Annotated in this window: 18 protein-coding genes; 16 read left to right on the top strand and 2 right to left on the bottom strand. The window is 36.5% G+C overall.

All coding sequences use genetic code 11. The features are described from left to right. The first annotated feature begins 482 nt into the window (after nt 1-482). The 12 genes from B7E05_RS20865 (at nt 483) to B7E05_RS20815 (ending at nt 13,812) form a co-directional block, all read left to right on the top strand. On the top strand, nt 483-1,307 hold the full coding sequence (locus B7E05_RS20865) for a sugar phosphate isomerase/epimerase family protein (RefSeq protein WP_080876003.1): 825 nt from the start codon (nt 483-485) through the stop codon (nt 1,305-1,307). A 45-nt stretch (nt 1,308-1,352) separates the two neighbouring features. Further along, nucleotides 1,353-2,312 (top strand): 3-hydroxyacyl-CoA dehydrogenase family protein, encoded by a 960-nt coding sequence (locus B7E05_RS20860; RefSeq protein ID WP_080876002.1) that lies wholly within the window; start codon nt 1,353-1,355, stop codon nt 2,310-2,312. A gap of 130 nt (nt 2,313-2,442) precedes the next feature. Further along, a complete protein-coding gene (locus B7E05_RS20855) occupies nt 2,443-3,825 on the top strand; it encodes a GntP family permease (RefSeq protein ID WP_080876001.1) in 1,383 nt (460 codons plus the stop codon). Between the two features lie 84 nt (nt 3,826-3,909). Continuing rightward, a complete protein-coding gene (locus B7E05_RS20850; RefSeq protein WP_080876000.1) occupies nt 3,910-4,737 on the top strand; it encodes a sugar phosphate isomerase/epimerase family protein in 828 nt (275 codons plus the stop codon). Nucleotides 4,738-4,739: 2 nt separating this feature from the next. Beyond that, a complete protein-coding gene (locus B7E05_RS20845; protein ID WP_080875999.1) occupies nt 4,740-5,636 on the top strand; it encodes a sugar phosphate isomerase/epimerase family protein in 897 nt (298 codons plus the stop codon). Between the two features lie 22 nt (nt 5,637-5,658). Further along, on the top strand, nt 5,659-6,669 hold the full coding sequence (locus B7E05_RS20840) for a C-terminal binding protein (RefSeq protein ID WP_218672714.1): 1,011 nt from the start codon (nt 5,659-5,661) through the stop codon (nt 6,667-6,669). 228 nt (nt 6,670-6,897) lie between these two features. Beyond that, a complete protein-coding gene (locus B7E05_RS20835) occupies nt 6,898-7,791 on the top strand; it encodes an NAD(P)-binding domain-containing protein (protein WP_080875997.1) in 894 nt (297 codons plus the stop codon). A 432-nt stretch (nt 7,792-8,223) separates the two neighbouring features. After that, nucleotides 8,224-9,126 (top strand): dihydrodipicolinate synthase family protein, encoded by a 903-nt coding sequence (locus B7E05_RS20830; RefSeq protein ID WP_080875996.1) that lies wholly within the window; start codon nt 8,224-8,226, stop codon nt 9,124-9,126. 83 nt (nt 9,127-9,209) lie between these two features. Further along, on the top strand, nt 9,210-10,199 hold the full coding sequence (locus tag B7E05_RS22310; protein ID WP_218672713.1) for a dihydroxyacetone kinase subunit DhaK: 990 nt from the start codon (nt 9,210-9,212) through the stop codon (nt 10,197-10,199). Between the two features lie 21 nt (nt 10,200-10,220). Then, nucleotides 10,221-10,880 carry a dihydroxyacetone kinase subunit DhaL gene (dhaL, locus tag B7E05_RS22305; RefSeq protein ID WP_218672712.1) on the top strand — a complete coding sequence of 220 codons (660 nt, stop codon included), beginning with the start codon at nt 10,221-10,223 and terminating at the stop codon, nt 10,878-10,880. A gap of 97 nt (nt 10,881-10,977) precedes the next feature. Further along, the gene (gene tkt, locus B7E05_RS20820; protein WP_080875995.1) at nt 10,978-12,990 is read left to right on the top strand and encodes a transketolase; all 2,013 of its coding nucleotides are present in this window, start codon (nt 10,978-10,980) and stop codon (nt 12,988-12,990) included. A 42-nt stretch (nt 12,991-13,032) separates the two neighbouring features. Beyond that, nucleotides 13,033-13,812: a DeoR/GlpR family DNA-binding transcription regulator gene (locus tag B7E05_RS20815; protein ID WP_080875994.1), complete on the top strand. Its 780-nt coding sequence runs from the start codon at nt 13,033-13,035 to the stop codon at nt 13,810-13,812. Nucleotides 13,813-13,956: 144 nt separating this feature from the next. Here B7E05_RS20815 and B7E05_RS20810 read toward each other — a convergent pair whose 3' ends face one another. Next, a complete protein-coding gene (locus B7E05_RS20810) occupies nt 13,957-14,340 on the bottom strand; it encodes a helix-turn-helix domain-containing protein (RefSeq protein ID WP_080875993.1) in 384 nt (127 codons plus the stop codon). A gap of 981 nt (nt 14,341-15,321) precedes the next feature. On the opposite strand from B7E05_RS20810, the gene B7E05_RS22620 reads away from it, so the two are divergent. The 4 genes from B7E05_RS22620 to B7E05_RS20790 all read left to right on the top strand — a co-directional run bounded on the left by B7E05_RS22620 (nt 15,322) and on the right by B7E05_RS20790 (nt 21,859). Then, nucleotides 15,322-17,766: an adhesive domain-containing protein gene (locus tag B7E05_RS22620; RefSeq protein WP_143833274.1), complete on the top strand. Its 2,445-nt coding sequence runs from the start codon at nt 15,322-15,324 to the stop codon at nt 17,764-17,766. A 78-nt stretch (nt 17,767-17,844) separates the two neighbouring features. Next, a complete protein-coding gene (locus B7E05_RS20800; RefSeq protein ID WP_080875992.1) occupies nt 17,845-19,539 on the top strand; it encodes a hypothetical protein in 1,695 nt (564 codons plus the stop codon). A gap of 88 nt (nt 19,540-19,627) precedes the next feature. After that, a complete protein-coding gene (locus tag B7E05_RS20795; protein ID WP_080875991.1) occupies nt 19,628-20,929 on the top strand; it encodes a glycosyltransferase in 1,302 nt (433 codons plus the stop codon). Between the two features lie 321 nt (nt 20,930-21,250). Beyond that, on the top strand, nt 21,251-21,859 hold the full coding sequence (locus tag B7E05_RS20790; protein WP_080875990.1) for a class D sortase: 609 nt from the start codon (nt 21,251-21,253) through the stop codon (nt 21,857-21,859). A 77-nt stretch (nt 21,860-21,936) separates the two neighbouring features. On the opposite strand, the gene B7E05_RS20785 is transcribed toward B7E05_RS20790, so the two are convergent. Then, on the bottom strand, nt 21,937-23,172 hold the full coding sequence (locus B7E05_RS20785; protein WP_245833204.1) for a metal ABC transporter solute-binding protein, Zn/Mn family: 1,236 nt from the start codon (nt 23,170-23,172) through the stop codon (nt 21,937-21,939). Between the last annotated feature and the right edge of the window lie 92 nt (nt 23,173-23,264).

Here is a 23,264-nt window from a genome sequence, read left to right as displayed (position 1 = left end):
TAACGCTTACAATATGGTGAGTTAATTATAATATTTCATCCAAAATTTGTCTATGTTTCCTGCAAGGATTGCCTATTAGGATCCATCAAGATGGTTTTTTAATGCGTGATTTGTTTCAGAAAGTAATGGCTGCTTGGTATATATGATTAATAAAGGTCCTCTAAACAGTAGAATAACCAGCGCTTGTTTTTCGTATGCTTTTCCTTTTTCGATTCTTTTATTTTGCTTACTTGAAGTTTTAAAAAAGACTGCTTTAAAAAAGTTGTATTGTTTATATGATATTCGAAATTGGTATATTAATGATAAAAAATGATATTTACAATAATAATCGACAATAAAAAACATTAATAGGATGTAATTGACGTTATTTTTCACGAAAAAACAAAAATATTATTGACAAATCGAAAATAAATGATAATATTGATTTATAAAATTTGAAACCGATTGCAAATTTTATTCTTCATAAGAAAAGGAGGTTGCAAATGCGTATTAAATTTGGTTGTCATACATCGACTTGGGAATTAGATTACGATAAAGAGACAGATTATTTAGATAATGTGATGGATACAGTAAGCAATGCGGGGTTTAAAGGATTAGATGTTCAAGTTGCCATGCTGGGAAGGTATCAAAACAATCCAGAAAAATTAAAACAAGCATTAGATGAAAGAGGTATTTCTTTAGCAGCATTAACAGTTCCTTTTACTTGGGCTAATGATGAAGAAACGCAAGAGGAAAGAGAACGAGCCGATTATTATATTGATTATCTGACAAACTTTCCTGGGGCAGTGATGAATCTGCCATCGCGTGTCGGACCGAATAGAGATCATTTATTGGAACGTCAAAAGCAAATTATCGCTTGTGCAAATGCTGTCGGAAAAAGAGCATATGAAAAAGGCGTACAAGCATCTTTCCATCCGGCTTCTCCAAAAACATCCTATTTTAGAACAAAAGCCGATTACGATGTGTTGTTTGAACTGCTGGATACATCTTATATGAGTTATACACCGGATGCCGGACATATCAAGGCTGGCGGAATGCGTCCAGAAGATATTGTGAAAGATAATCTTTCTATTATCAAACATGTTCATTTTAAAGATCGTTCCAACAATAAAGAGTGGAAGGAAATGGGGACAGGAGATATTGATTTTCCTTATATCGTACAAACACTGAAAGATAGTGGTTATCAAGGGTGGATAATGATTGAAGAGGAAACCGAAGAAGCTGCGGAAGATCCGAATAAGGTTATTTTAAATGTTGGAAAATATGTTGAGGAAAAATTGAAACCGATTGCAAAATTAAAACATTAAAGTAAACGCTTTATTTAAAAATAAAAATGTAAGGAGTTAAAAGTTATGTCTAATAAAGAAAAACTATCAATAGCTGGATCAGGAATCATGGGACACTCTATCGCTTTAACTGCTGCTTGGGCAGGAATTGATGTAAAAGTATGGGGAACAGATGAAGAAGATATCAAGCGAGCTAAATCTGGAGTGGAAACTAAATTGAATGGTTTAGTAAGTTATGATGTTTTTGATGAGAAAGAAAAAGAGAGAATTACAAATGCTATTACATATACTGATTCATTAGAAGAATGTGTTTATAATGCTACATTTGTAATTGAAGCAGTACCAGAAGATTTAGAGCTCAAACAAAACTTCTTTAAACAATTAGATGAAATGTGCCCTGAAGATACAATATTAGCTAGTAATACTTCAGGTCTAAGTGCAACTGAAATTGCTACGTTGACGAGTAAACCTGAGCGTACTGTTATAACTCATTTTTGGCTCCCAGCTCATTTAATGCCATTAGTTGAAGTTGTACGCGGTAACTATACATCTGACGAAACAATTGACCGGGCTTTGACGTTACTTGAATCAATGAACAAAAAACCAGTTTTCGTTAAAAAAGATGTGTTAGGTCAAGTTGGCAACCGACTACAATATGCTATTTTTAGAGAAGCCCAATATCTTTTAGAGAATGACATTGCTTCAATGGAGGATATCGATGCTGCAATCCAATATAGCCTTGGTAGACGATTTGGAGTAACTGGGCCATTTATGACAATGGATATGGGAGGGTTAAATACTAATGCTTCTATTACATCCTATCTTTTTGAAGATTTAAGTGATAGAAAAGAAATTTTCCCTGCTATGAAAGAATTAGTGGATAACGGTCATTATGGACCGAAAACTGGTAAAGGCTACTATGAATGGACTACTGAATATATAAATCAAAAGGAATATGAACGTGAAGAAGAATTAATTAAATGGCTAAAGAAAGATATGAATGAAGCAAATGCGGTGAAAAAATAGTCAAATGATTAGAGTGAGTGAAGAAGTGACAGATAAAGAGTTAAGTATAGTCCCTCTTTATCACTTCTCACTCTTTTGAAATGTAAGCGTTGTTTTAAAGGAGATAGTTAAAAATTAAGGAGTGAATTATATGGGGGAGGCAACATGGCTAATTGTAGTTGCCGTTCTAGGGGTTATCGCATTATTATTTCTCGTAATGAGGACAAAGCTTCAAGCATTTTTGGCGCTTATATTGATAAGTTTTATTGTTGGTTTAGCTGTAGGGATGACACCAAATGAAATTATAGAAACTTTTGAGACAGGTATGGGTGAAACGGTGGCCTTTATTGCTATTGTGATTGGACTAGGCGCTATGTTTGGTGAAATCTTAAGAGTGTCAGGTGGTGCTGAACGCTTAGCATTAACAATGATAAATAAGTTCGGTGAAAAAAGATCATCATGGGCACTTGGTATAGCTGGTTTGATTATTTCCATCCCAATATTTCTAGATGTCGCATTAGTTATTCTTATGCCAATATTGTATACATTAGCGAACAAAACTAAAAAATCGTTGTTATACTTTGGAGTTCCCTTGTTGGCTGGGCTTCTTGTTGCACATGGTATGATTCCGCCAACACCAGGGCCAATTGCTGCATCATCTATTATAGGAGCTGACTTAGGTTGGGTTATCTTGTTTGGTGTTCTGGTTGGTGTTCCAGCAATGATTTTAGCTGGTCCGATGTTCGGTAGCTTTATCTCGAAAAAAATTCATGTACCTGTACCAGAAGCAATGAATGAACAGGCAGCGGCACTTGCAGATTTAGAAGAAAAGGCTGATGCGAAAGAAAACCAAAAGGAGCTACCTAGTTTTATCAGTGTTCTTTCTATTATACTATTACCTTTAATTTTAATGTTATTAAATACATTGGCACCGTTTATTTTAGAAGAGGGATCCGTTTTAAGAGGTATTTTAGTATTTATCGGTCATCCTTATGCTGCACTTACAATAACTACTTTATTAACATTTTATATTTTTGGTACAAAACGGGGATACTCAAAAGACGAAATTCAACAAATTACTACAAAATCACTTGAACCTGCAGGGATTATCATTCTAATTACAGGGGCTGGCGGAATATTCGGAGAAATGCTCGTTGCTTCCGGAGTGGGAGATGTGTTAGCAAGTGCGATGGAACAAGTACAGCTGCCATTAGTTGTATTTGCATTCCTAACGGCAGCCTTGTTAAGAATAGCAGTCGGATCAGTTACTGTTGCTATGGTTACCTCTTCTAGTATAGTTGCTCCAGTAATAAGTACAATGAGTATTAGTGACCCGATGATGGCGGTACTTGTTATTACTATTGCTTCAGGTGCTGTTATTGCACCGCATGTTAGTGATTCGGGGTTCTGGATGGTAAATCGTTATTTTGGTATGAGTGTAGGAGACACACTGAAATCTTGGACGGTTTTAGCCACTATTATTTCGTTAGTAGGTTTTGGATTAACTTTGATTCTTAGTCTATTTCTAATGTGACAATTACGAAAAATTGAAAATAAGAACTCTATATTTTTTATAGGGTTCTTTCAATAAAATATTATATAACAAGGGGGATTTTAAATGGTAATGGAATTTGGGTGCCAAGGATCAACTTGGGTATTGGATTATGATAAAGAGGCTGACATCATGGATCAGATTATGGATGATATTAAAAATAGCGGACTTACAGGGTTAGACATGCAGATTTCATTATTAGGCAAATATAAAAATGCTCCTGAAAAGTTTAAGGAAGAACTTGATAAAAGAGGACTAAAGTTGGCTGCTTTAACTATTCCACATGCTTTTGAAGGAGGGAAAGCCTCTCCAGAAGAAAGAGAATTGGAAGACTATTATTTCGAATACTTAAAACATTTTCCTGGTGCAATTATGAATGTTCCATCTAGAGTTGGAAAAAACCGTGATAATTTACTACAAAGACAAAAAGAAATTATTAAGGGGGCAAATGAGTTAGGAAAACGTGCAATTGAAGATCATGGCATTATTACTTCTCTTCACCCGATTTCATATGTAACTTCTTATTGGAGATTTAAAGAAGATTACGATGTTCTTTTTGATGGATTAGATCCTAGATACATGGGTTACACGCCAGATGCTGGCCATATTGAATTTGGTGGAATGGAAGCTGCTGATATTATAAAACAAGCATTACCTTTAATTAAGCATGTTCATTTTAAAGATGCTTCTAAAGATAATAAATGGAAAAAAATGGGTGAAGGAGATATAGATTTTGTAAAATGTATAAATGTACTTAAAAAAGGTGGCTATAATGGATGGGTCATTCTGGAGGAAGAAACAGGTTCGGAACAAGTAGATACAAGTAAGGTTATTGTAGAGCTTGGTGATTATGTAAAAAGAAATATTTATCCGATTGTTAAAGGAGAAAAATAACCATGAGTGTAAAATTTATCCCTTCTTTATTAATACCAGAAGTCTTTCATCCGTTTAAAAGGGAGAAAGGTTTTACTGCTGATGTAATTGAAAATATGGTAATGGATAACTTTTATAAATCTATTGAGTTAGGAGATGGATTTGATAAAACGGAGCGAAAACGTATTTTAGAGTTAACAGAAAAAAATAATCTAATAGTAACTCAATGGCTTACGTTTTTGATTGAAGAAAATAAACTTGATATTTCATCACTAGATTCAAATTTAAGATTAAAAACAGTAAATAAAATTAAAGATAGTTTATATACATCTGCAGAAATCGGTACAAAAAATATAGCGATTGTAACAGGAGAAGACCCCGGTGTTGAACATTGGGCTGATGGTATTGAAGGACTTTATGAAAGCTTATGTGAAATTGCTGAAACAGCAAAAGAGTATGAAATAAATCTCTTAATTGAACCGCTTGACCGTTTTGCACATAAAAAGCGAATTATTGGCACAACAGATGAAACAATTACACTACTAAATAGGGTGCGGGAAAAACATGATAATGTTGGTATTGCGTTTGACACCGCTCATGCAGCACTTAATGGTGAGGATATTTTAGAGTCTTTGGAAAAAGGGAGATCGCTTATCCATCAGATTCATTTTTCCAATGCTATTCTTGATTCAAATAGTAACTTATATGGTGATTTTCATATGGAAATAGGTACTCCTGGTTTTTTAACAATTGAAAAAATCAGTTCGATTTTGCGTAAAGTGGAAGAATTAAGGATACAAGAAAATGGTTTGCGTGTAGCTGTTGAAGTAAGGGGGAAAGGTGGTAAAGAAGCTTGCTATCTAAACGAAAAACAATTAAGAACAGTACTAAAAGAGGCGTTAGATACAGCGATGATTTAAAATTATAAAGGGTGGTAATACAGTGAAAGTGGTAATAACAGATCATGAATATAGAGATTTACGATATGAAGAAAAAATACTCAATAATAAAAATATCGAACTTGTGAAAACGCAATGTACAACAGAAGATGAGGTGATTGAAGCCTGTCACGATGCAGATGGGATTATTAACCTTTATGCACCAATTTCTAGCAGGGTTATTGGAGAATTAACAAATTGTAAAGTAATTACACGGTATGGCGTTGGCGTAGATACAATCGATTTAGGAGCAGCAACAGAAAAAGGGATTTGTATAGGTAATGTGCCAGACTATGGAATTGATGAAGTATCTGATCATTCCCTCGCTTTAATTATGAGTCTTTTACGAAAAATAAATTCTTCCAACCAAATTGTAAAGAACGGTACTTGGGACGTAAATCTTTCCAAACCAGTTTATAGGTTAAAAACGTTAACTATTGGATTAGTTGGATTTGGTAATATTCCTAGGAGACTAGCGATGAAATTACAAGCATTAGGAGTGAATGTTGTTGTATCAGATCCTTTTGTATCAGTAGAAATTGCTGAAGAGAGTAATGTAACTCTTGTATCATTAGAAGAATTATGTGAGAAGTCTGATGTAATTTCAGTACATGCGCCACTCAATGCAGGTACAAGAGGAATGATTGGAACAAAAGAATTTAAATTGATGAAAAAGGGTGTCTATCTTGTAAATACAGCGAGAGGACCTGTTATTGATGAAAATTCACTTATTGAAGCTTTAAAAAATGGAATCGTGGCTGGTGTTGGTCTTGATGTTTTGGAATCAGAACCAATTGAGTCTAACCATCCATTCTTAACAATGGATAATGTAATACTTACTCCTCATATGGCAGGTTATTCAGAAGAATCTGCTGAAGAAATGCGTTCAAAAACCGCTTTAGGAATAACCGATGTTTTATTGTATGGACAATACCCAAAGTACCTTGTAAATAAAGGTGTTAAAGAAAAGGTAGAACTAAAACCGTTCATTATGGATGAACGTTACCAATTTTAAATAACTTATTTATTATGTATAGGACAGTTTTATGATCGATTTAAATTATGTTTTGCTACTAATACACATGAATAGATTAGGAAAGACGAAAAATTTTACAAATTAGATATAATAAGGAGAAATTTATTTTAGTTTTAAAGAATTTCGTTAATTTTTTTCGAAAAAAAGATTTTTTAAATTCTATATAATCAATAGTATTGTAAGCATTTATATAAAGGGGGGACACACATGAGAGTTGGATTTATCGGATTAGGTATCATGGGAAAACCGATGGCAAAAAATATAATTAAGGACGGATTTGAAACCTATCTTTTTGATTTAAGCTCTGATGCTATTAATGAATTAGCAGAAATAGGCGGACATGCCTGCAACTCGACGAAAGAAGTTGCGGAAAATAGTGAGATTATTTTTACTATGTTGCCTACAGGTGAGCATGTATTTCAAGTAATATTCTCGAAGAACGGGCTTGCCGAAAACAGTAAACCTAAAACGATTATTATTGATATGAGTTCAGTAACATCTGAGGAATCAAAAGAATTAGCTAGTAAACTAAAATCTTATGATATTCACTTCATTGATGCTCCTGTTAGTGGTGGAGAACCAATGGCGATAGAAGGCAATCTATCAATAATGGCTGGTGGAGATGAAAAACAATTTAATAAAGCATTACCTGTACTAAAAACAATGGGAGAAAATATTGTACTATTTGGGGAGAATGGAACTGGATCTGCTGCAAAACTGGCTAACCAAATTATTGTAAGTACCAACCTTGTTGCATTGTCAGAGGCCTGTGTATATGCAAGTAAAGCTGGAATTGATTTAAATAAACTTTTTGAAGCAATTCGTGGAGGGTTGGCAGGTAGTGCTGTGATGGATGCTAAAATGCCATTTATTATTGAGAGAAATTTTGAGCCAGGGGGTCGATTAGAAACCAACTATAAGGATTTAAAAAATATACAATCATCTGCAACGGCAATTGGTGCACCACTTCCTGTTACAAACTTAGTAAAAGAAATATTCAGTTCTGAAATTGTACATGGAAATAGTGAAAAGGACCATTCTTATGTTATTAACTTCTTTGAAAGAATGGCAAACTATCAAACATCAAAAGGTAGTAAATAATAAAGTAGGCTGCTATAGGCAAGGATTAGTTATTACAAATTATTTCGTATCTTATTTATACCTCTAACTACAAATAAATATGCAAATAGAGATAGTATAAACGAATTATTGCTGTTTTGAAAAAATAAAAATTTAAGAGGTTTTTTGAATTTATTCTAATAGGGTTGATTGCACGTTTTTGAATATCTTCCAGATAGAAGTCTGGTATACAAAATTGGAAAATAAGTCGAAATAAAAAGTATCAACTTCACTAATTTAACAGCTATGTTAAATCTACATGTTTTATTTTATTCAGAATCATCTAAGTTGGATGTGAAGAGAAAGACAGCCCTAAATATTGCAGATGCATTAGAAGAGTTTTTCCCAAAATAGGTAGCCAATAAAGATTTGAAAACAGAGCTGATTTTTCAAGAAAGATAATGGAGGTTTACTATGACAACTAAATTCAAAGGAATCATCCCCCCAGTTTCAATAATCCTAAATAATCAAGGCGAGCTAGACACAAAAGGAATGGCGTTGGTAATAGATTATTTAATAGATTCTGGTGTTAACGGTCTATTCTTTTTAGGTAGTGGTGGAGAATTCACACAAATGTCTGTAGAAGAAAGAAAAGAAGTTGCGGAATTTACCACAAACTATGTGAATAAAAGAGTGCCAGTTCTTATAGGAACTGGAAGCTCGAATACAAGAGAAGCCATTTTATTGAGTGAACATGCAGAAGAAATTGGAGCAGATGGTATCGTTGTTATTAACCCATATTATTGGCAGTTAACGGAAGAAAATTTAATAAAACATTTTGGAGATATTGCTGAAGCTGTTGAGTTACCAATTCTTTTATATAATTTTCCGAATTTAACTGGGCAAGACCTGAGTCCAGAACTTGTTCTGGAATTGGCTAATCAATATGACAATATCATAGGGATTAAAGAAACGGTCGAATCCGTTTCACATATCCGCGACATTATCTTTACGGTAAAAGCAAAGCATAAAGATTTCTGTGTATTTTCAGGTTTTGATGACCATTTATTAAATACCCTTACTTTAGGCGGTGATGGAGCGATATGTGCAAGTGCGAATTTTGCTCCAGAGGTGTCAGTAGGAACATATAATGCATATATTGCAAAAGATTTTGAGAGAGCTATCGAACTACACCGAACCTTAGCATTACTTCCGACTATATATAAGTTGGACTCGCCATTTATAAATGTAGTTAAAGAAGCAATGAAATTAAGAGGATTAGATATTTCGACACATGTGCTTCCACCAACTAGAAAATTGAGTGAAGAAAAGGTGATAGAATTAGTGTCAATATTGAAATCTGTAAAGTTATTATAATTTGTGGATCTCTTTCTTTTAAAAAGCTAAAGAAAAGAGATTTACAACACAGTACATAAAAGATTACAAAGGAGGTTTTTCACTTGAAAAAAGTTATCAACAATCCAAGCGATGTTGTAGAAGAAATGTTAGAAGGAATCATGCGTGCACATCAAGATGATTTCCAAAAACTGGACGGAGTAAACGGACTTGTTAAGAAAGAATTAAAAGATAAAGTAGCTGTGGTTACTGGCGGTGGTAGTGGCCATGAGCCTCTTTTCTTCGGCGTCGTTGGCGATGGTCTCGCAGATGCAGTAGCGATAGGTAATGTTTTTGCTGCACCAACTCCAAATACTATTCAAGAAGTGGTGAAAGCAGCAGATGCTGGAAAAGGAGCTTTATTTATATACGGGAACTATGAGGGAGATGTTCTAAACTTTGATATGGCAGCAGAGTTGCTCGAATTTGAAGATGTGCAGACGACGACTGTTCGAGTAACAGACGATGTTGTCTCCGCTCCGATTGAAAGACAACAAGATCGCCGCGGGATTGCAGGAGATATTTTTGTTATTAAAGTAGCTGGGGCAGCAGCTGATAAAGGTCTTTCTTTGGAAGAAGTAACCGCTGCAGCACAAAAAGCAAATGAACATACTTACTCTATTGGGGTTGCCTTATCGCCAGGGACTATTCCTGATTCTGGAGAGCCTACGTTTACATTAGCAGATGACGAAATAGAGCTGGGTATGGGAATCCATGGCGAGCCGGGAATGGAACGGACAAAACTTATGCCAGCGGATGAGCTTACAAATCAATTAATGGAAAAGTTACTAGATGAAAGCAAATTGACAACAGGTGATGAAGTGAGTGTTTTAATCAATGGACTTGGTTCAACAACATTGATGGAATTATTTATTGTTAATCGTAAAGTAGCACAAATTTTGGATGAAAAAGGAATCCGCATGCATGATATGGATGTTAATAATTATTGTACAACGCAAGAAATGGGAGGTTTTTCAATTTCCTTATTAAAATTGGATGATGAATTAAAAACATATTATGATGCTCCGGCAAATGCACCTTATTATAAAAAATAATGAAGGCAGGAGGAAGTTAAAATGACAACAACAGGCATCAATAAATTAGACATTTCGCAAACAAAAGAGATGATTCTTTATGCAGGAGAAAAAATCAGAGAAAACAAGCCACTGTTAACAAAGGTGGATAGTGCGATTGGTGATGGAGACCATGGCATTGGCATGTCAGTGGGATTTGAAAAAGTAGAAGAGAATTTAAAAGATCAAGAGTTTACAACTATTAATGATATTTTTAAAACAACAGGCATGTCTATGGTGCAATCAATGGGAGGAGCCTCTGGTGTCATTTTCGGTTCCATGTTTCTTGGAGGAGTAAAAGGGCTGGAACCTAAGAGTGAGTTGGATGTACCTACAATTTCGGATATTTTCAGTGCATCTTTAGAAGCGATTAAACAACGGGGCAAAGCGAGTTTAGGAGATAAAACGATGATTGATGCTTTGGAGCCGGCTGTTGATGGTCTAAAAGAAAGTGTATCTGATTCTGCTACACTTTTAGAAGCTTTGAAAAAAGCAGAAGAAAAGGCTGCTGAAGGGGTGGAAAATTCTAAGAACTATATCGCAAAATTCGGAAGAGCGAAATCTTTAGGAGATAGAGCGCTGGGGAATCGGGATGCTGGTGCTACAAGTGTATGGATTATCTTTAAATCCATGAGAGAATGGGTAGAGCAATTAAATAAATAGGATCGTTTTCACATAGAGGCATTTTTAGTAAGTGCCTCTTATTATTAATGAAGTGACAAACATCAACTTATATAAAAAATGGAAAAGGTGATTTTAAATGACAAGTACAACAGCCGTATCAACAGAACAATTATCTATTGATGCTATCCGTACATTATCCATTGACGCGATTGAAAAAGCGAATTCCGGACATCCTGGTTTGCCTATGGGAGCAGCTCCGATGGCATACACACTATGGACGGAATTTATGACACACAACCCGAATAATTCCCAATGGTTTAACCGGGACCGGTTTGTACTTTCTGCAGGCCATGGCTCCATGTTGCTTTACAGTTTACTTCATTTATCCGGGTATGATCTTTCGATAGATGAGTTGAAAAATTTTCGTCAATGGGGATCTAAAACGCCAGGACATCCGGAAGTGCACCATACCGATGGTGTAGAAACAACAACAGGTCCGCTTGGACAAGGAGTTGCGACTGCTGTTGGAATGGCAATCGCTGAAACGCACTTGGCTGCTACGTATAATAAGGATGATTTTAATGTGGTTGACCATCATACATTTGCTCTTGTAGGTGATGGAGACTTAATGGAAGGGATTTCTCATGAAACCGCTTCTTTGGCCGGGCATCTTGGGCTGGGGAAACTGGTAGTCTTGTATGATTCGAATGATATTTCCCTGGATGGGGATTTGGACAGATCTTTTTCGGAGAATGTGCAGGAACGTTTTCAAAGCTACGGCTGGGAAGTTATTCGTGTGGAAGATGGCAATGATATACATACATTGAGAAAAGCAATGGAAGCTGCCAAACAAAATAGGGAACAGCCGACACTAATTGAAGTGAAAACAGTGATTGGATATGGATCGCCAAATAAATCAGGGTCTTCTTCTGCGCATGGGGCACCTCTGGGTGAAGAGGAAACAAAACGTACAAAAGAGAATTATAAATGGGAATATGATGCTTTTAACGTTCCGCAACAAGTATATGAAGATTTTAAAAATAAAGTAGCTGAACAAGGCGCTAAAGCAGAGAGTGATTGGAAAGCATTATTTCAAACTTATATAGAGAAGTATCCGGAAGAAGGGAAGCAATTTCAAGCAGCGATGGATGGAGCGTTACCAGATAATTGGACTGATTATCTTCCTGTCTATGAAACAGGCTCTTCTCTTGCGACACGAGCATCATCCGGTGAAGTTTTAAATGCGATTGCAAAGCATGTTCCTAATCTTATTGGAGGCAGTGCGGATTTAGCCGGATCGAATAAAACAACGATAAAGGATGTATCTGATTTTTCAAAGGTTGATTATGCGGGGAAAAATATTTGGTTTGGAGTGCGTGAATTTGCAATGGCAGCAGCACTGAATGGAATAGCGCTTCACGGTGGATTAAAAGTCTTTGGCGGCACCTTCTTTGTATTTAGTGATTATTTGCGTCCAGCAGTAAGACTGTCGTCTTTAATGAAACTGCCAGTGACATATGTTTGGACACATGATTCCATTGCGGTTGGAGAAGATGGGCCGACTCATGAACCGGTGGAGCATTTAGCTTCTTTCCGGGCAATGCCAGGGTTATCTCTTATCAGACCTGCAGATGGCAATGAAACGCAAGCAGCATGGAGACTTGCGCTGGAGTCAACGGAACAGCCGACAGCTCTAGTATTATCGAGACAAAACCTGCCGACTTTACCAGGAACACAAGAAAAAGCTTATGAAGGTGTAAAAAAGGGTGCTTATGTCGTTAGTGATTCTTCTAAGGAGACTCCTGATGCCATCATGATTGCTACTGGTTCTGAAGTTCAGTTAGCCGTAGAGGCACAAAACGTTTTGCGTGAGAAAAATATAGATGTTTCGGTGGTAAGTATGCCATCTTGGGATCGTTTTGAAGCTCAAACATCATCTTATAAGGAAAGTATTTTATTGCCTAATGTAAAAAAACGAGTTGCTATTGAAATGGCATCTTCATTCGGTTGGGACCGTTATGTGGGTGATAATGGAGTCATTGTTGGTATAGATACATTTGGAGCTTCTGGTAATGGTGATAAATTAATAGAAGCATATGGATTCAGTATTGAAAATATTGTGGCAAAGGTAGAGAACTTATTTGCTTAGGAACGAATCAGAAATAGATATTTTTTGCGAGGATGACAGAGGATGAAAATGTTTGTTATGGAAAGAAGAAACGAGATAATGAAGCTCTTACATGATAAATACCGGCTGACTGTAAGAGAATTATCGGAACAAGTCGGTGTGTCTGAAGCAACCTTGCGCGCGGATTTAAATAAAATGGAGAGGGAAGGTCTTTTAACTCGTACTCATGGCGGGGCGATGTTAAATCAACAGAGCGATGCCGATTATGATACCAGTTTTTACGTGCGTGAAAGGCAAAATCGTGAAGAAAAGTCTCTAATCGCTAAGGAAGCTTTCCAGCTCATTGAAGAAAAACAATGCATTTTGCTGGATGCCAGCTCAACGGCTCTCGAATTAGCACGTTACCTCAATGAAAAAATGATCCGGCTGACAGTCGTAACGAGCGGAATACAAACAGCAATAGAATTAAAAGATAACCCGAATGTTACTGTTATTTTAATTGGCGGTGTGGTAACAAAGGGATCTACGACAATGGAAGGTACACTTAGTGTGGAGATATTGGATAAATTGAATATTGATATTTTATTCACCTCTGCCAATGGTTTTTCAGTGGAGAACGGCCTGACTGATTTTAATTTGTATGAAGTGGAGTTAAAAAAGCATATGGTTCACAAAGCTCAGAAAATTGTAGCTGTTATTGATCATTCAAAGATTGGAGCTACATCCAGCGCGCCATTTGCTTGTACTGATCAAATAGATGTGCTTATCACGAATAATTTGATTGGTTCGGATACAGAGCAGATGCTTATTGACCATAATATTCAAGTGATTTCGGCTCTCTAAAGTTATTCATTTCATACATGTTTTAAAGTGAGCACTGTACAAAGCGTTTTTTATTGTACAGTGCTTTTATTCGCGATTATAGTAGTATTTTCAGCAGTTGTAACTTTTGGTAGAAAGGGGTTTTGGGAGACGTCTTCACTTATTTTAGCGTGTTTGTCCCGCGTTGTTCCTTCTGCTTTTTTTAAAAAGCAAGTAATCATAAACATCTTGAATATGTTCTGGAGGAAGGTTTGCCAAATCCCGAAACATGGCATCTGCTTCCGGAACTTTTTCCTGAATACGTTTGATAAATTCATTTTCCTGTTCTTGCATCGAATTTTTGGAAGTAGAGGATTCTCTGCCTAACAAGTAGTCCGTTGTAACCTCTAATGTATCTGCAATAGCAGTTAATTCATCCCCTTTGATTGGACGTTCGCCAGACTCAATCCGATTCATCACACTAACATTTATATTGACATGTTGCGCCAGCTCTTTCTGTGTCCAATTCCTTTGCGATCGTAATTGTATGATTCGTTGACCGGTATCCATTGCGCACCTCGTCATTTCTATTTTAGAAATTCATTATAACATAGTCGTTTAGTGAAAATAATTAATGGTAATAATAGAAAGTTCTATTTGTATGTTATTTGGCAAGAGAACAATTTGCCAAGCTAAAGATTATATGGGTAAATACCTCAATCTGCTTAGAAACAAGGAGGTTTCGTTCATAGTATATGACTTTTATCAAACAAGCGTATGTTGTGAACATGGATTATGAAATAAAATTAAGTATTTATTAAAAATAAAGCATTATAATTGTTTTTTTGAAATAGATGAATTATAGAAAAATAATAAAATATATCAATATTTATTAAAACCAATTTTTATTAAGGGGACATTTGGATTATTAAAAACCGATATCTCATTCATTATAGGGTCTAATTATGTGTTTTTGCTGGAAGGGAAGTCGATAGCTTTATTTTTTCTAGGAATAAAGTCTACTAATAAGCTTTAGAAATGGATGTGAAGTGCTCAATTTGGAGCAAGTAAAAAAATATCAGAAAAAATCCGCCATTATATTGGGATATAATGGAAATTAAGAGGTGGAAAAGTCCTCGGGTTTACAGGGGTAAATGACTTAGTTAGAATTGCCTTAACTGGTGAAAAGTTCAGTATACTTTTACTGGTAACAGATTTCCATTTGATAGTTCCGAAATTTATTTCATTTATTATTATTTTTATATTGAGAGTTAAAAGATTCTATTTTCTGTCTATCCATTAAAAATTTAATGTATTTGTAGATGATTGTTTCTGTGTTAATTGTTTTATATCTACTATCAATGGAATTTATCTGAAATTTTCTTTTTTAGCTAATATACTTAATATTTAGAGTTTAATTCAGTCACCTTAGAATTTAGCTAAATAATAAGGAGGCGTTTATGAAGAAGTAATACATATCATACTTTTGCTATTGTAAATTTTTGTCGTCGCATTAATATTTTGTAGATAAATCAATGGAAGGGTGAGTATTTGAGTAAAAAGAATTTTGATTATAAACGTAAAATGCAGGCTAAAAATGTGAGTCGATCGAAAAAAATGCGGAAAGTCTTCGCTTCTTCAGCAGCTGCTTCATTATTAGTATTTAATACATTGCCTGCAGCTGCAAGTGCATCAACACCTGGTGAAGCATTAACGAATCCCAAAATTGCTAGTACAGCAGCTAGTTCAAATGTTGCTCCGCTTGCTAGTTTGGCGGAAGTGCGCTTGCTGGAGAATGTAGATGTTACAGCGGATTTATCAGAACCAACATCTGGTGAAGATTATAATCTAAATCTTAATTTAGATGGTACAGGTGTCGCTAATGCGGAAGCGCTTAATCCGGACAGAGTTGTTGCATTTAGCATTCCGGAACTAGCTGGTCAAATGTATCAACAAGGTTCAGCTGATGTAAGTGTTGATCTTACAGCAATCACAATGGATGATCTTCCTGCAGTCGGCGGAGCTGTAGATACATTATCAGGAACATTAACAGGTGCTGTATCAGATGTGTTGGATGTTGTCGATGACTTGCAAACTAGTATTATTCCGGAAGATTTACTTACTATTAATGGGGTAGATGAATTAAGTAGTGCAGTAGATGCGCTAAATAATTTGGATGATGCTTTAGCGGATTTACTACAATACAATGATCAAGTTGACTATACAATTAATCCAGATGGTACGATCGTTGTCGAATTTACAGATGGCGTTGGCCAGCATCTTGAAACAGCTGTACAAGATGTAATTGTTGAAACGCTTCAAAACGTTGTTGATGCTGCTAATGGTTTAGAAATTGAAATTTTATCTGGAGCTGAAGATGTTCCAGGCGTTGGTCTGATAATCGATGGTTTGAATAATTCTATTAATGGAGCCCTAGGAGCAGTTACAGATGCAGCAGATGAAGCCAATGGACTTATCGATCAAATTACTGATGGAACAATTGATTTATCCAGTGATCTTGCAAGTGTACAAGCAATTGGTTCTATGACAGTGAACTTAGATGTAGGTGTGGAAAATCCTGCTGGTGTATCCGGTGAAGTTCCCGTAAATGGCGCCGGTGTTGCGACTACTGCTATTGATGTAGACTTGTTGAATGACTCAGAAGGTGAAGATACGATCGTCTTTGATGAAGAAGATGACTCTGACGCAGACAGTGATTCCGATGCGGACAGCGACTCTGACGCAGATAGTGACTCTGATGCGGACAGCGATTCTGATGCAGATAGTGATTCCGATGCGGACAGCGACTCTGACGCAGACAGTGATTCCGATGCGGACAGCGATTCTGACGCAGATAGTGATTCCGATGCGGACAGCGACTCTGACGCAGACAGTGATTCCGATGCGGACAGCGACTCTGACGCAGATAGTGATTCCGATGCGGACAGCGACTCTGACGCAGACAGTGATTCCGATGCGGACAGCGATTCTGACGCAGATAGTGACTCTGACGCAGACAGTGATTCCGATGCGGACAGCGACTCTGACGCAGATAGTGACTCTGACGCAGATAGTGACTCTGATGCAGACAGTGATTCCGATGCGGACAGCGATTCTGACGCAGATAGTGACTCTGATGCAGATAGTGATTCCGATGCAGACAGCGATTCTGACGCAGATAGTGATTCCGATGCAGACAGCGATTCTGACGCAGATAGTGACTCTGATGAAGAAGATGACTCTGATGCAGATAGTGATTCCGATGCGGATAGCGATTCTGACGCAGACAGTGATTCCGATGCGGACAGCGATTCTGACGCAGATAGTGACTCTGATGCAGATAGTGATTCCGATGCAGACAGCGATTCTGACGCAGATAGTGATTCCGATGCGGATAGCGATTCTGACGCAGACAGTGATTCCGATGCGGACAGCGATTCTGACGCAGATAGTGACTCTGACGCAGATAGTGATTCCGATGCGGATAGTGACGCTGATACGGAAGCCCCTAATTTAAGTGATGTAAATATTTCCGGGGATAGTTCATACGGCTATATCGTTTCCTTTGCATCAAATGAAAGCCTTGATGCGGTTAATCTAATCAACAATAGAACTGGTGAACTAGTCGATATTCAAGAAACTGTATCTAATCCATTCACTGATGAGTATCTCATTACAATTGATGGAGACTCTGTTGAACCAGGAGATATCCTGACGATTGAAGCAATAGACGAAGCAGGAAATGCGAATGATGAAAATCAGGTAACTGTGCCAGATGATGCAACAGATGAAGATAATGGTGCTATCATACCTGGTGAAAATACAGGTACTGGTTCAGACGAAGGGCAAGTAACAAGTACAGAAAGTAGCCAGAGTGATGAAACACTCCCGGATACCGCAACTTCCGTTTGGACAATTGGTCTTGTTGGTCTAGCCGCAGTAGCTATTGGGGCAGGAGTAACGTTATTTTCCAGAAGAAAAAATGCTGGTCAATAAAAATAAAAACGCAAAAGCAAATGTTGAAGGACATTTGCTTTTGTGTACATATGTACTATTTTATATTGGGAGGATCCTATGTTAGCAGTGGAAAAAATATCTTACCAAGATTTTGAAGAAAGTTTAGAACAGTTAAAGCGTTATATAATAGAAGATAAAGATATGGTCCAACAAATAAATAATCAATCCTCTGTAACTATATTTCTGTCTATAGGATTTGAAGATAAACGCGCAACCGTTTTTAGTTCAAAAAGTAAAAATTTCTCTCAAGCTTGGGCAAACCTACACAATCAAGGTCAATCTTATTTACGAGCAATAAAAGAGCAGTTCACATCATTAAAAATAGATATTGTAACAGATATCATACCTGTATCTATATATGAATTCATACAGCGGATTACAAAAACAAGGAAAAATTATTTTCGTCAAGGAGTCAGTTTTGATAAGAATTTTGAACACGCTTTTTTGGAACAGGAATTAAACGGAAATGCAGCCATTCAAATTGATTCAGAAACAAAAAGAGGTTTTATCAAAGAAAGAAATCTACAAAATTATATAAAAAAACATCGTCCTAAATTAAGCCCGGTAAATTTTAAGCAAGTAGAAAAAGTGTATCTTTTCGAGACAAAAGGGTATTTCTATGAAAATGAACAATGTTTTTCTTTGAAGCAAGGGGATTATGATAATGGAAGAAGAGATACGCCGTTGAATGCTGATGAAGTTCAGATGATGGTGGACGGGGCACAGCAATATTTAGCCAGTTTAAGTAAACCCAACGGAGAATTTGTTTATGGTTATTTTTCTTATTTTGATAAAGAAATAAAATTTTATAATATGTTACGTCATTGTAGTACGCTTTATGCCATGGTAGAGTCATATGAATTTATTCCGAATGAGAAAGTCTCTCAATCTATTACACAAGGGATAGTTCATTTAATAAAACGCAAAATATATTTTGATGAGGCCAATAATACTGCTTATGTGATTGATGGCGTTGAAGAAGATAAACAGGAAATAAAATTAGGCGCCAATGCTGCAGCTATTCTGGCATTAACAAAATATGCAGAAGTCTTTCATGATGATCAATATATTCCTGTTGCTCAAAAATTAGCGAGAGGCATTTTAAAACTTCAAAAAAAGAATGGCAGCTTTGTGCATGTCTTACACTATCCTTCGTTAGAAGTTCAACAGGATTTTCGAATTGTTTATTATGATGGAGAAGCAGCTTTTGCGCTCATGCGTTTATATAAAATAGACCAAGATAACCAATGGTTGCAAGCTGTAGAACATGCATTTGAATACTTTATTGAAAATAACCATTGGCAGCACCATGATCACTGGTTGAGCTATTGTACGAATGAGCTGACGTTATACAAGCCACTTCGTAAATACTACCAATTTGGCTTGCAAAATGTGCAAAATAAATTGGACTATATTTATAAAAGAATCACGACTTATCCTACTTTCTTGGAACTAACGATGGCTGCATATCACATGATTAATCGTATGAAAAAAGATGGCCAGGAAGACTTATTAACGGAATTGGATTTCGATGAATCGAAATTAGAAGCAACGATTCATAAACGAGCAGAGTACCAGCGTAATGGTTTTTTCTATCCAGAGCTTGCTATGTATTTTGAAAATCCGAAAAGGATAGCCGGCAGCTTTTTTATCAGGCATCATTCCTTCCGGACACGCATTGATGATGTGGAACATTATTTGTCTGGATACTGTGCGTATTATGATTTATTTTTGAAGGGAAACGAACAGTGAAATTTAACAATTTAAGTAAAGTTTTGCTCCATGAATAAGTCAACAGCGTTTTGCAGTTATTATTTTAGATAAGGAAAGGTACTTAACATTGGAGAAGAAAAAAGTTTATTTTTTACATTCAAATATTGGACAACATCTTACGGGTATTGAGAAATCAGCAATGAAACGCGGAAATATATTTGTGAAATACTTGAATATTGAACCAGTGTTTGTGACATTCAGTAAAAACGTGAATGTACATACAAATTGGGAACGTTATGTTGAAAACGGCGTTGTAGATGAAAATATATCAATGATTAATTTATTCGAGTATTTTCAACGCAGTGAAGAAGGGAAAAATCTCTCCTCTTATCAAGTAAAAAAGGAAAAAACATATAGCTATGAGGAAGAAGAGTCAGAAGGTGCAACGTATTGCCGTATGTATGATTCGAATGATAATCTTGTGAAATATATGATACGGAGTCCGAATAACCTTTTAAGCTATATTAACTATTTTCATGACGGGAAGAAAATTGTTCGTGATCGGTTTAACCGGTTCGGCCAATTATCTCATACAGAATATTTACGTGAGGATAACTCCGTATTCATGACAGAATATTTTGACGTCTGCGGTAAGCGCGTTATAATAAAATATGAGGATGGTCCTTATCTTATAAGTGAGAAAAATGCTGTATTTGATACAGTGCTGCCGGATGAACAAGCACTTATTCTTTATTTTTTGAAAAAAATCATCGGAGAAGAGGAGCCTGTTATCATTATTGACCGCAATAAAAGGTATAGCCCGCTTTTTACAGAGAGAAAGCAATTAAATGCAAAAGCAATCTCGGTATTCCATTCTACGTATTTTGCAAATACGAAATTTCGTTCGAAGTTAAATAAGAATTATAAAGATGTTCTAAATAGTCCGTACAGCTTTGATAATATTGTTGTGTTAACACATAACCAAAAAAGAGATATCGAAGCACAATTTGGTATTAATAATTTAGTTACGATTCCACATCCTTGTCAGACAGTTAAAAATCTGGATGAAATGGCACCTCGGACAAATAAATTAGTTTCAGTCGGCCGCTTATCTTCTGAAAAAAATGTAGATCATTTATTGGAAATCGTGTCTTTGGTAAAAAAACGCATTCCAGATGTGTTATTAGAGATTTATGGCACCGGGAAGGAAAAGAAGAATTTAACAAAATTAGTTCATAAGTTAAATTTAAAGGATAATGTGAAGTTCAAAGGGTATGTAGATAACGTGGATAGTATCTATGCTTCCAGTGAATTATTTTTATTTGCGGGTCAAGGAGAGGGCTTTACGATGAGTGTTTTAGAAAGCTTATCATGTGGCTGCCCGGTTGGAAGCTATCATGTTCGTTACGGTGTTGATGAGATGATTTAGGAAGAGGCAAATGGCTTTCTTGTTGCATTTGATGACAAAGAAAAATTTGCGGAGAACATTATTGGTTACTTAAATAAAACAGATGAAGAAAAGCTTCAGTACCGGCAGGAAGCAGTGAACACTGCTGCAAAGTATGCAGAGGATAAAGTAGCAGATAAATGGAAACAATTGATTAATAATCTGAGCTAGTTTGTTAAAATGCTTAAATCAGTCATATATTGTGGTATAGTTAATATAAAGATAGGATAATGCTTTATATTAGAAAACTTTTACATATTTTATTGTGATAGAAAAAATGAGTGGCAGAAGGGGGCGACTTCCATGAAACGTATAGGTATCCTTCTTATAATTATAGGAGTTGTTTGTTTAGGTGTTTTCGGATATCAAATTATAGGGCAAGAACAATCGCAACAGCAGTCTTTAATCCAGGCCGAAGAAAGAATAAAGCAAGGAATGGATGAACAAGATGAATCCGAATTAGATAATGCATCCAGCCAGGATACAGAACAGGCCGTAGAATCATTCGACACCGAGCAGGATGAAGCATTCGCTACACTGGAAATCCCCAAGCTGGAAAAAACATTGCCTATCGTAGAAGGAACGGATCCAGATTCATTAGATAAAGGGGTCGGCCATTTATCCAATTCGGTATTTCCCGGACAAGGGGAACAAATTCTTTTATCAGGACACCGTGATACCGTTTTCCGTGATTTCGGTGAACTGGAGATAGGAGATACGTTTGTTGTACAGATGCCGTACGGAGAGTATACGTATGAAATTAGAGAAACGGAAATTGTGCCGGAGGATGATACTTCTGTTATCCGGGAAATGGGGGAAGAGGTCTTGGTCGTAACAACCTGTTATCCATTTCACTTTGTAGGTAGTGCGCCGGATCGATTTGTTGCCTATGCTTATCCAGTTTCTGAGTAAATGATTACTTTCGTCCATCTGTGTAACAATAAAAAACAGCTTTCTTCCATAATACGTCTATGGAAGAAAGCTGTTTTTTAATCGTTTAGTACGGTTTTCAGCGTATCGATATTTTTTTCCATTAGGCTGAAGTAATCTTCGTCATTTTCGATGTCTTCATCGGTAATGGTTTCCATATTGCTGAGATAGGCACTGTCTGCACCAATGTCTTCTTGAATAATTTCACTGATTCTGCTGCTGATATTTCTTTCAAAGACAACATAATTCAAATCATATTCGTCGGCCGTTTCAACAATGTCTACTAAGGCAGATTGGGAAGGTTCCTGAGTGGAGGATAAACCCTGAATACTTATTTGCTCTAACCCGTATCGATCTTCCCAATAACCATAGGCAGCGTGGGAAACGATCATTTGCGGGTGGTCTGCATTCTCAATCGTTTGTGCTAATTCTTGATCTACTTCTTCTAGTTGTCCTTGTAATTCCTCGAAATTCTCCATGAAGTAATCTTCGTGTTCCGGCATTTCTTCAATCAGAAGGTTTGTAATATTCTCAGCTAATTGCACGCTTCTGACAGGATCCAGAAACACATGCGGGTCGCCAATACCGCTTTCGCCATCGTGATTATCAATAAGTAATTCCACAATACCTGATTCGGCAATGACTTCTCCGTCAGCGTCTTCTAGTTCCAGTTTGACTTCTAACGTATCATTGATTTGTGTTTCAAAAGAAGAACTGTCTGCATCTTCATTTTGTTCCCATTCCTCGGAACCTTTTGTCCGGGAATACCAATTCCATTCTGCGATGTCTTCATCGATGTTTGCTTCTGCTTCTAAGTTCGCTGTATCGCCACTGTGATAATGGTCGTTAATGCCATCAATGATAATATCTCCATTATCTTCTGCATCTTCTTCCTGATAGTGTTCTTCCTCTTCTTCGCCGCTATTTGCTTCTCCCCGAAGCGGAATATCCTCACCGATTGCGGAGACTTCGACATCTTCACTTTCCAGGATATCTTCTGCTTTGGAGGCGAAAGGTTCCATACCGACCCCTGAATAAATAAATAAATCTTTCTTAGCTAAATCGACCATCTCACGGGAGCTTGGTTCATAGGTATGTGCGTCTGCATTTGGCGGGTAAATACTTTCCACATCAACATAATCACCGCCAATTTTAGAAATAAAATCTTCTAAAGCAAAAATAGTTGTTGAAATTTCAAGCTGTTCCTGATCTCCATCCTGACTGTCATCCGCAGATTGACAACCAGCGAGAAAAAGCAGGAGAAGGCCGGAAAAAATAATCATTCGTTTTATCATCATATGTACCTCCGTTATTAAATAATGCGTTTAAATTCTTTCTAACAAGTTTCCCTTTATTGTGGTTATCTTCATGAAAATTAAACCAAAGT

The organism is Oceanobacillus timonensis (genome assembly GCF_900166635.1).
GTDB lineage: Bacteria > Bacillota > Bacilli > Bacillales > Amphibacillaceae > Oceanobacillus > Oceanobacillus timonensis.
This window is presented reverse-complemented; position numbering and strand designations above follow the sequence as displayed.

What these genes read in the sequence shown, in the direction of transcription:
- B7E05_RS20855 (WP_080876001.1), top strand. Translation starts at nt 2,443, where the DNA reads ATGGGGGAGGCAACATGGCTAATTGTAGTTGCCGTTCTAGGGGTTATC.
- dhaL (WP_218672712.1), top strand. Translation starts at nt 10,221, where the DNA reads ATGACAACAACAGGCATCAATAAATTAGACATTTCGCAAACAAAAGAG.
- B7E05_RS20835 (WP_080875997.1), top strand. Translation starts at nt 6,898, where the DNA reads ATGAGAGTTGGATTTATCGGATTAGGTATCATGGGAAAACCGATGGCA.
- B7E05_RS20850 (WP_080876000.1), top strand. Translation starts at nt 3,910, where the DNA reads ATGGTAATGGAATTTGGGTGCCAAGGATCAACTTGGGTATTGGATTAT.
- B7E05_RS20800 (WP_080875992.1), top strand. Translation starts at nt 17,845, where the DNA reads ATGTTAGCAGTGGAAAAAATATCTTACCAAGATTTTGAAGAAAGTTTA.
- B7E05_RS20860 (WP_080876002.1), top strand. Translation starts at nt 1,353, where the DNA reads ATGTCTAATAAAGAAAAACTATCAATAGCTGGATCAGGAATCATGGGA.
- B7E05_RS20790 (WP_080875990.1), top strand. Translation starts at nt 21,251, where the DNA reads ATGAAACGTATAGGTATCCTTCTTATAATTATAGGAGTTGTTTGTTTA.
- tkt (WP_080875995.1), top strand. Translation starts at nt 10,978, where the DNA reads ATGACAAGTACAACAGCCGTATCAACAGAACAATTATCTATTGATGCT.
- B7E05_RS20785 (WP_245833204.1), bottom strand. Translation starts at nt 23,172, where the DNA reads ATGATAAAACGAATGATTATTTTTTCCGGCCTTCTCCTGCTTTTTCTC.
- B7E05_RS20815 (WP_080875994.1), top strand. Translation starts at nt 13,033, where the DNA reads ATGAAAATGTTTGTTATGGAAAGAAGAAACGAGATAATGAAGCTCTTA.
- B7E05_RS20865 (WP_080876003.1), top strand. Translation starts at nt 483, where the DNA reads ATGCGTATTAAATTTGGTTGTCATACATCGACTTGGGAATTAGATTAC.
- B7E05_RS20845 (WP_080875999.1), top strand. Translation starts at nt 4,740, where the DNA reads ATGAGTGTAAAATTTATCCCTTCTTTATTAATACCAGAAGTCTTTCAT.
- B7E05_RS20810 (WP_080875993.1), bottom strand. Translation starts at nt 14,340, where the DNA reads ATGGATACCGGTCAACGAATCATACAATTACGATCGCAAAGGAATTGG.
- B7E05_RS20830 (WP_080875996.1), top strand. Translation starts at nt 8,224, where the DNA reads ATGACAACTAAATTCAAAGGAATCATCCCCCCAGTTTCAATAATCCTA.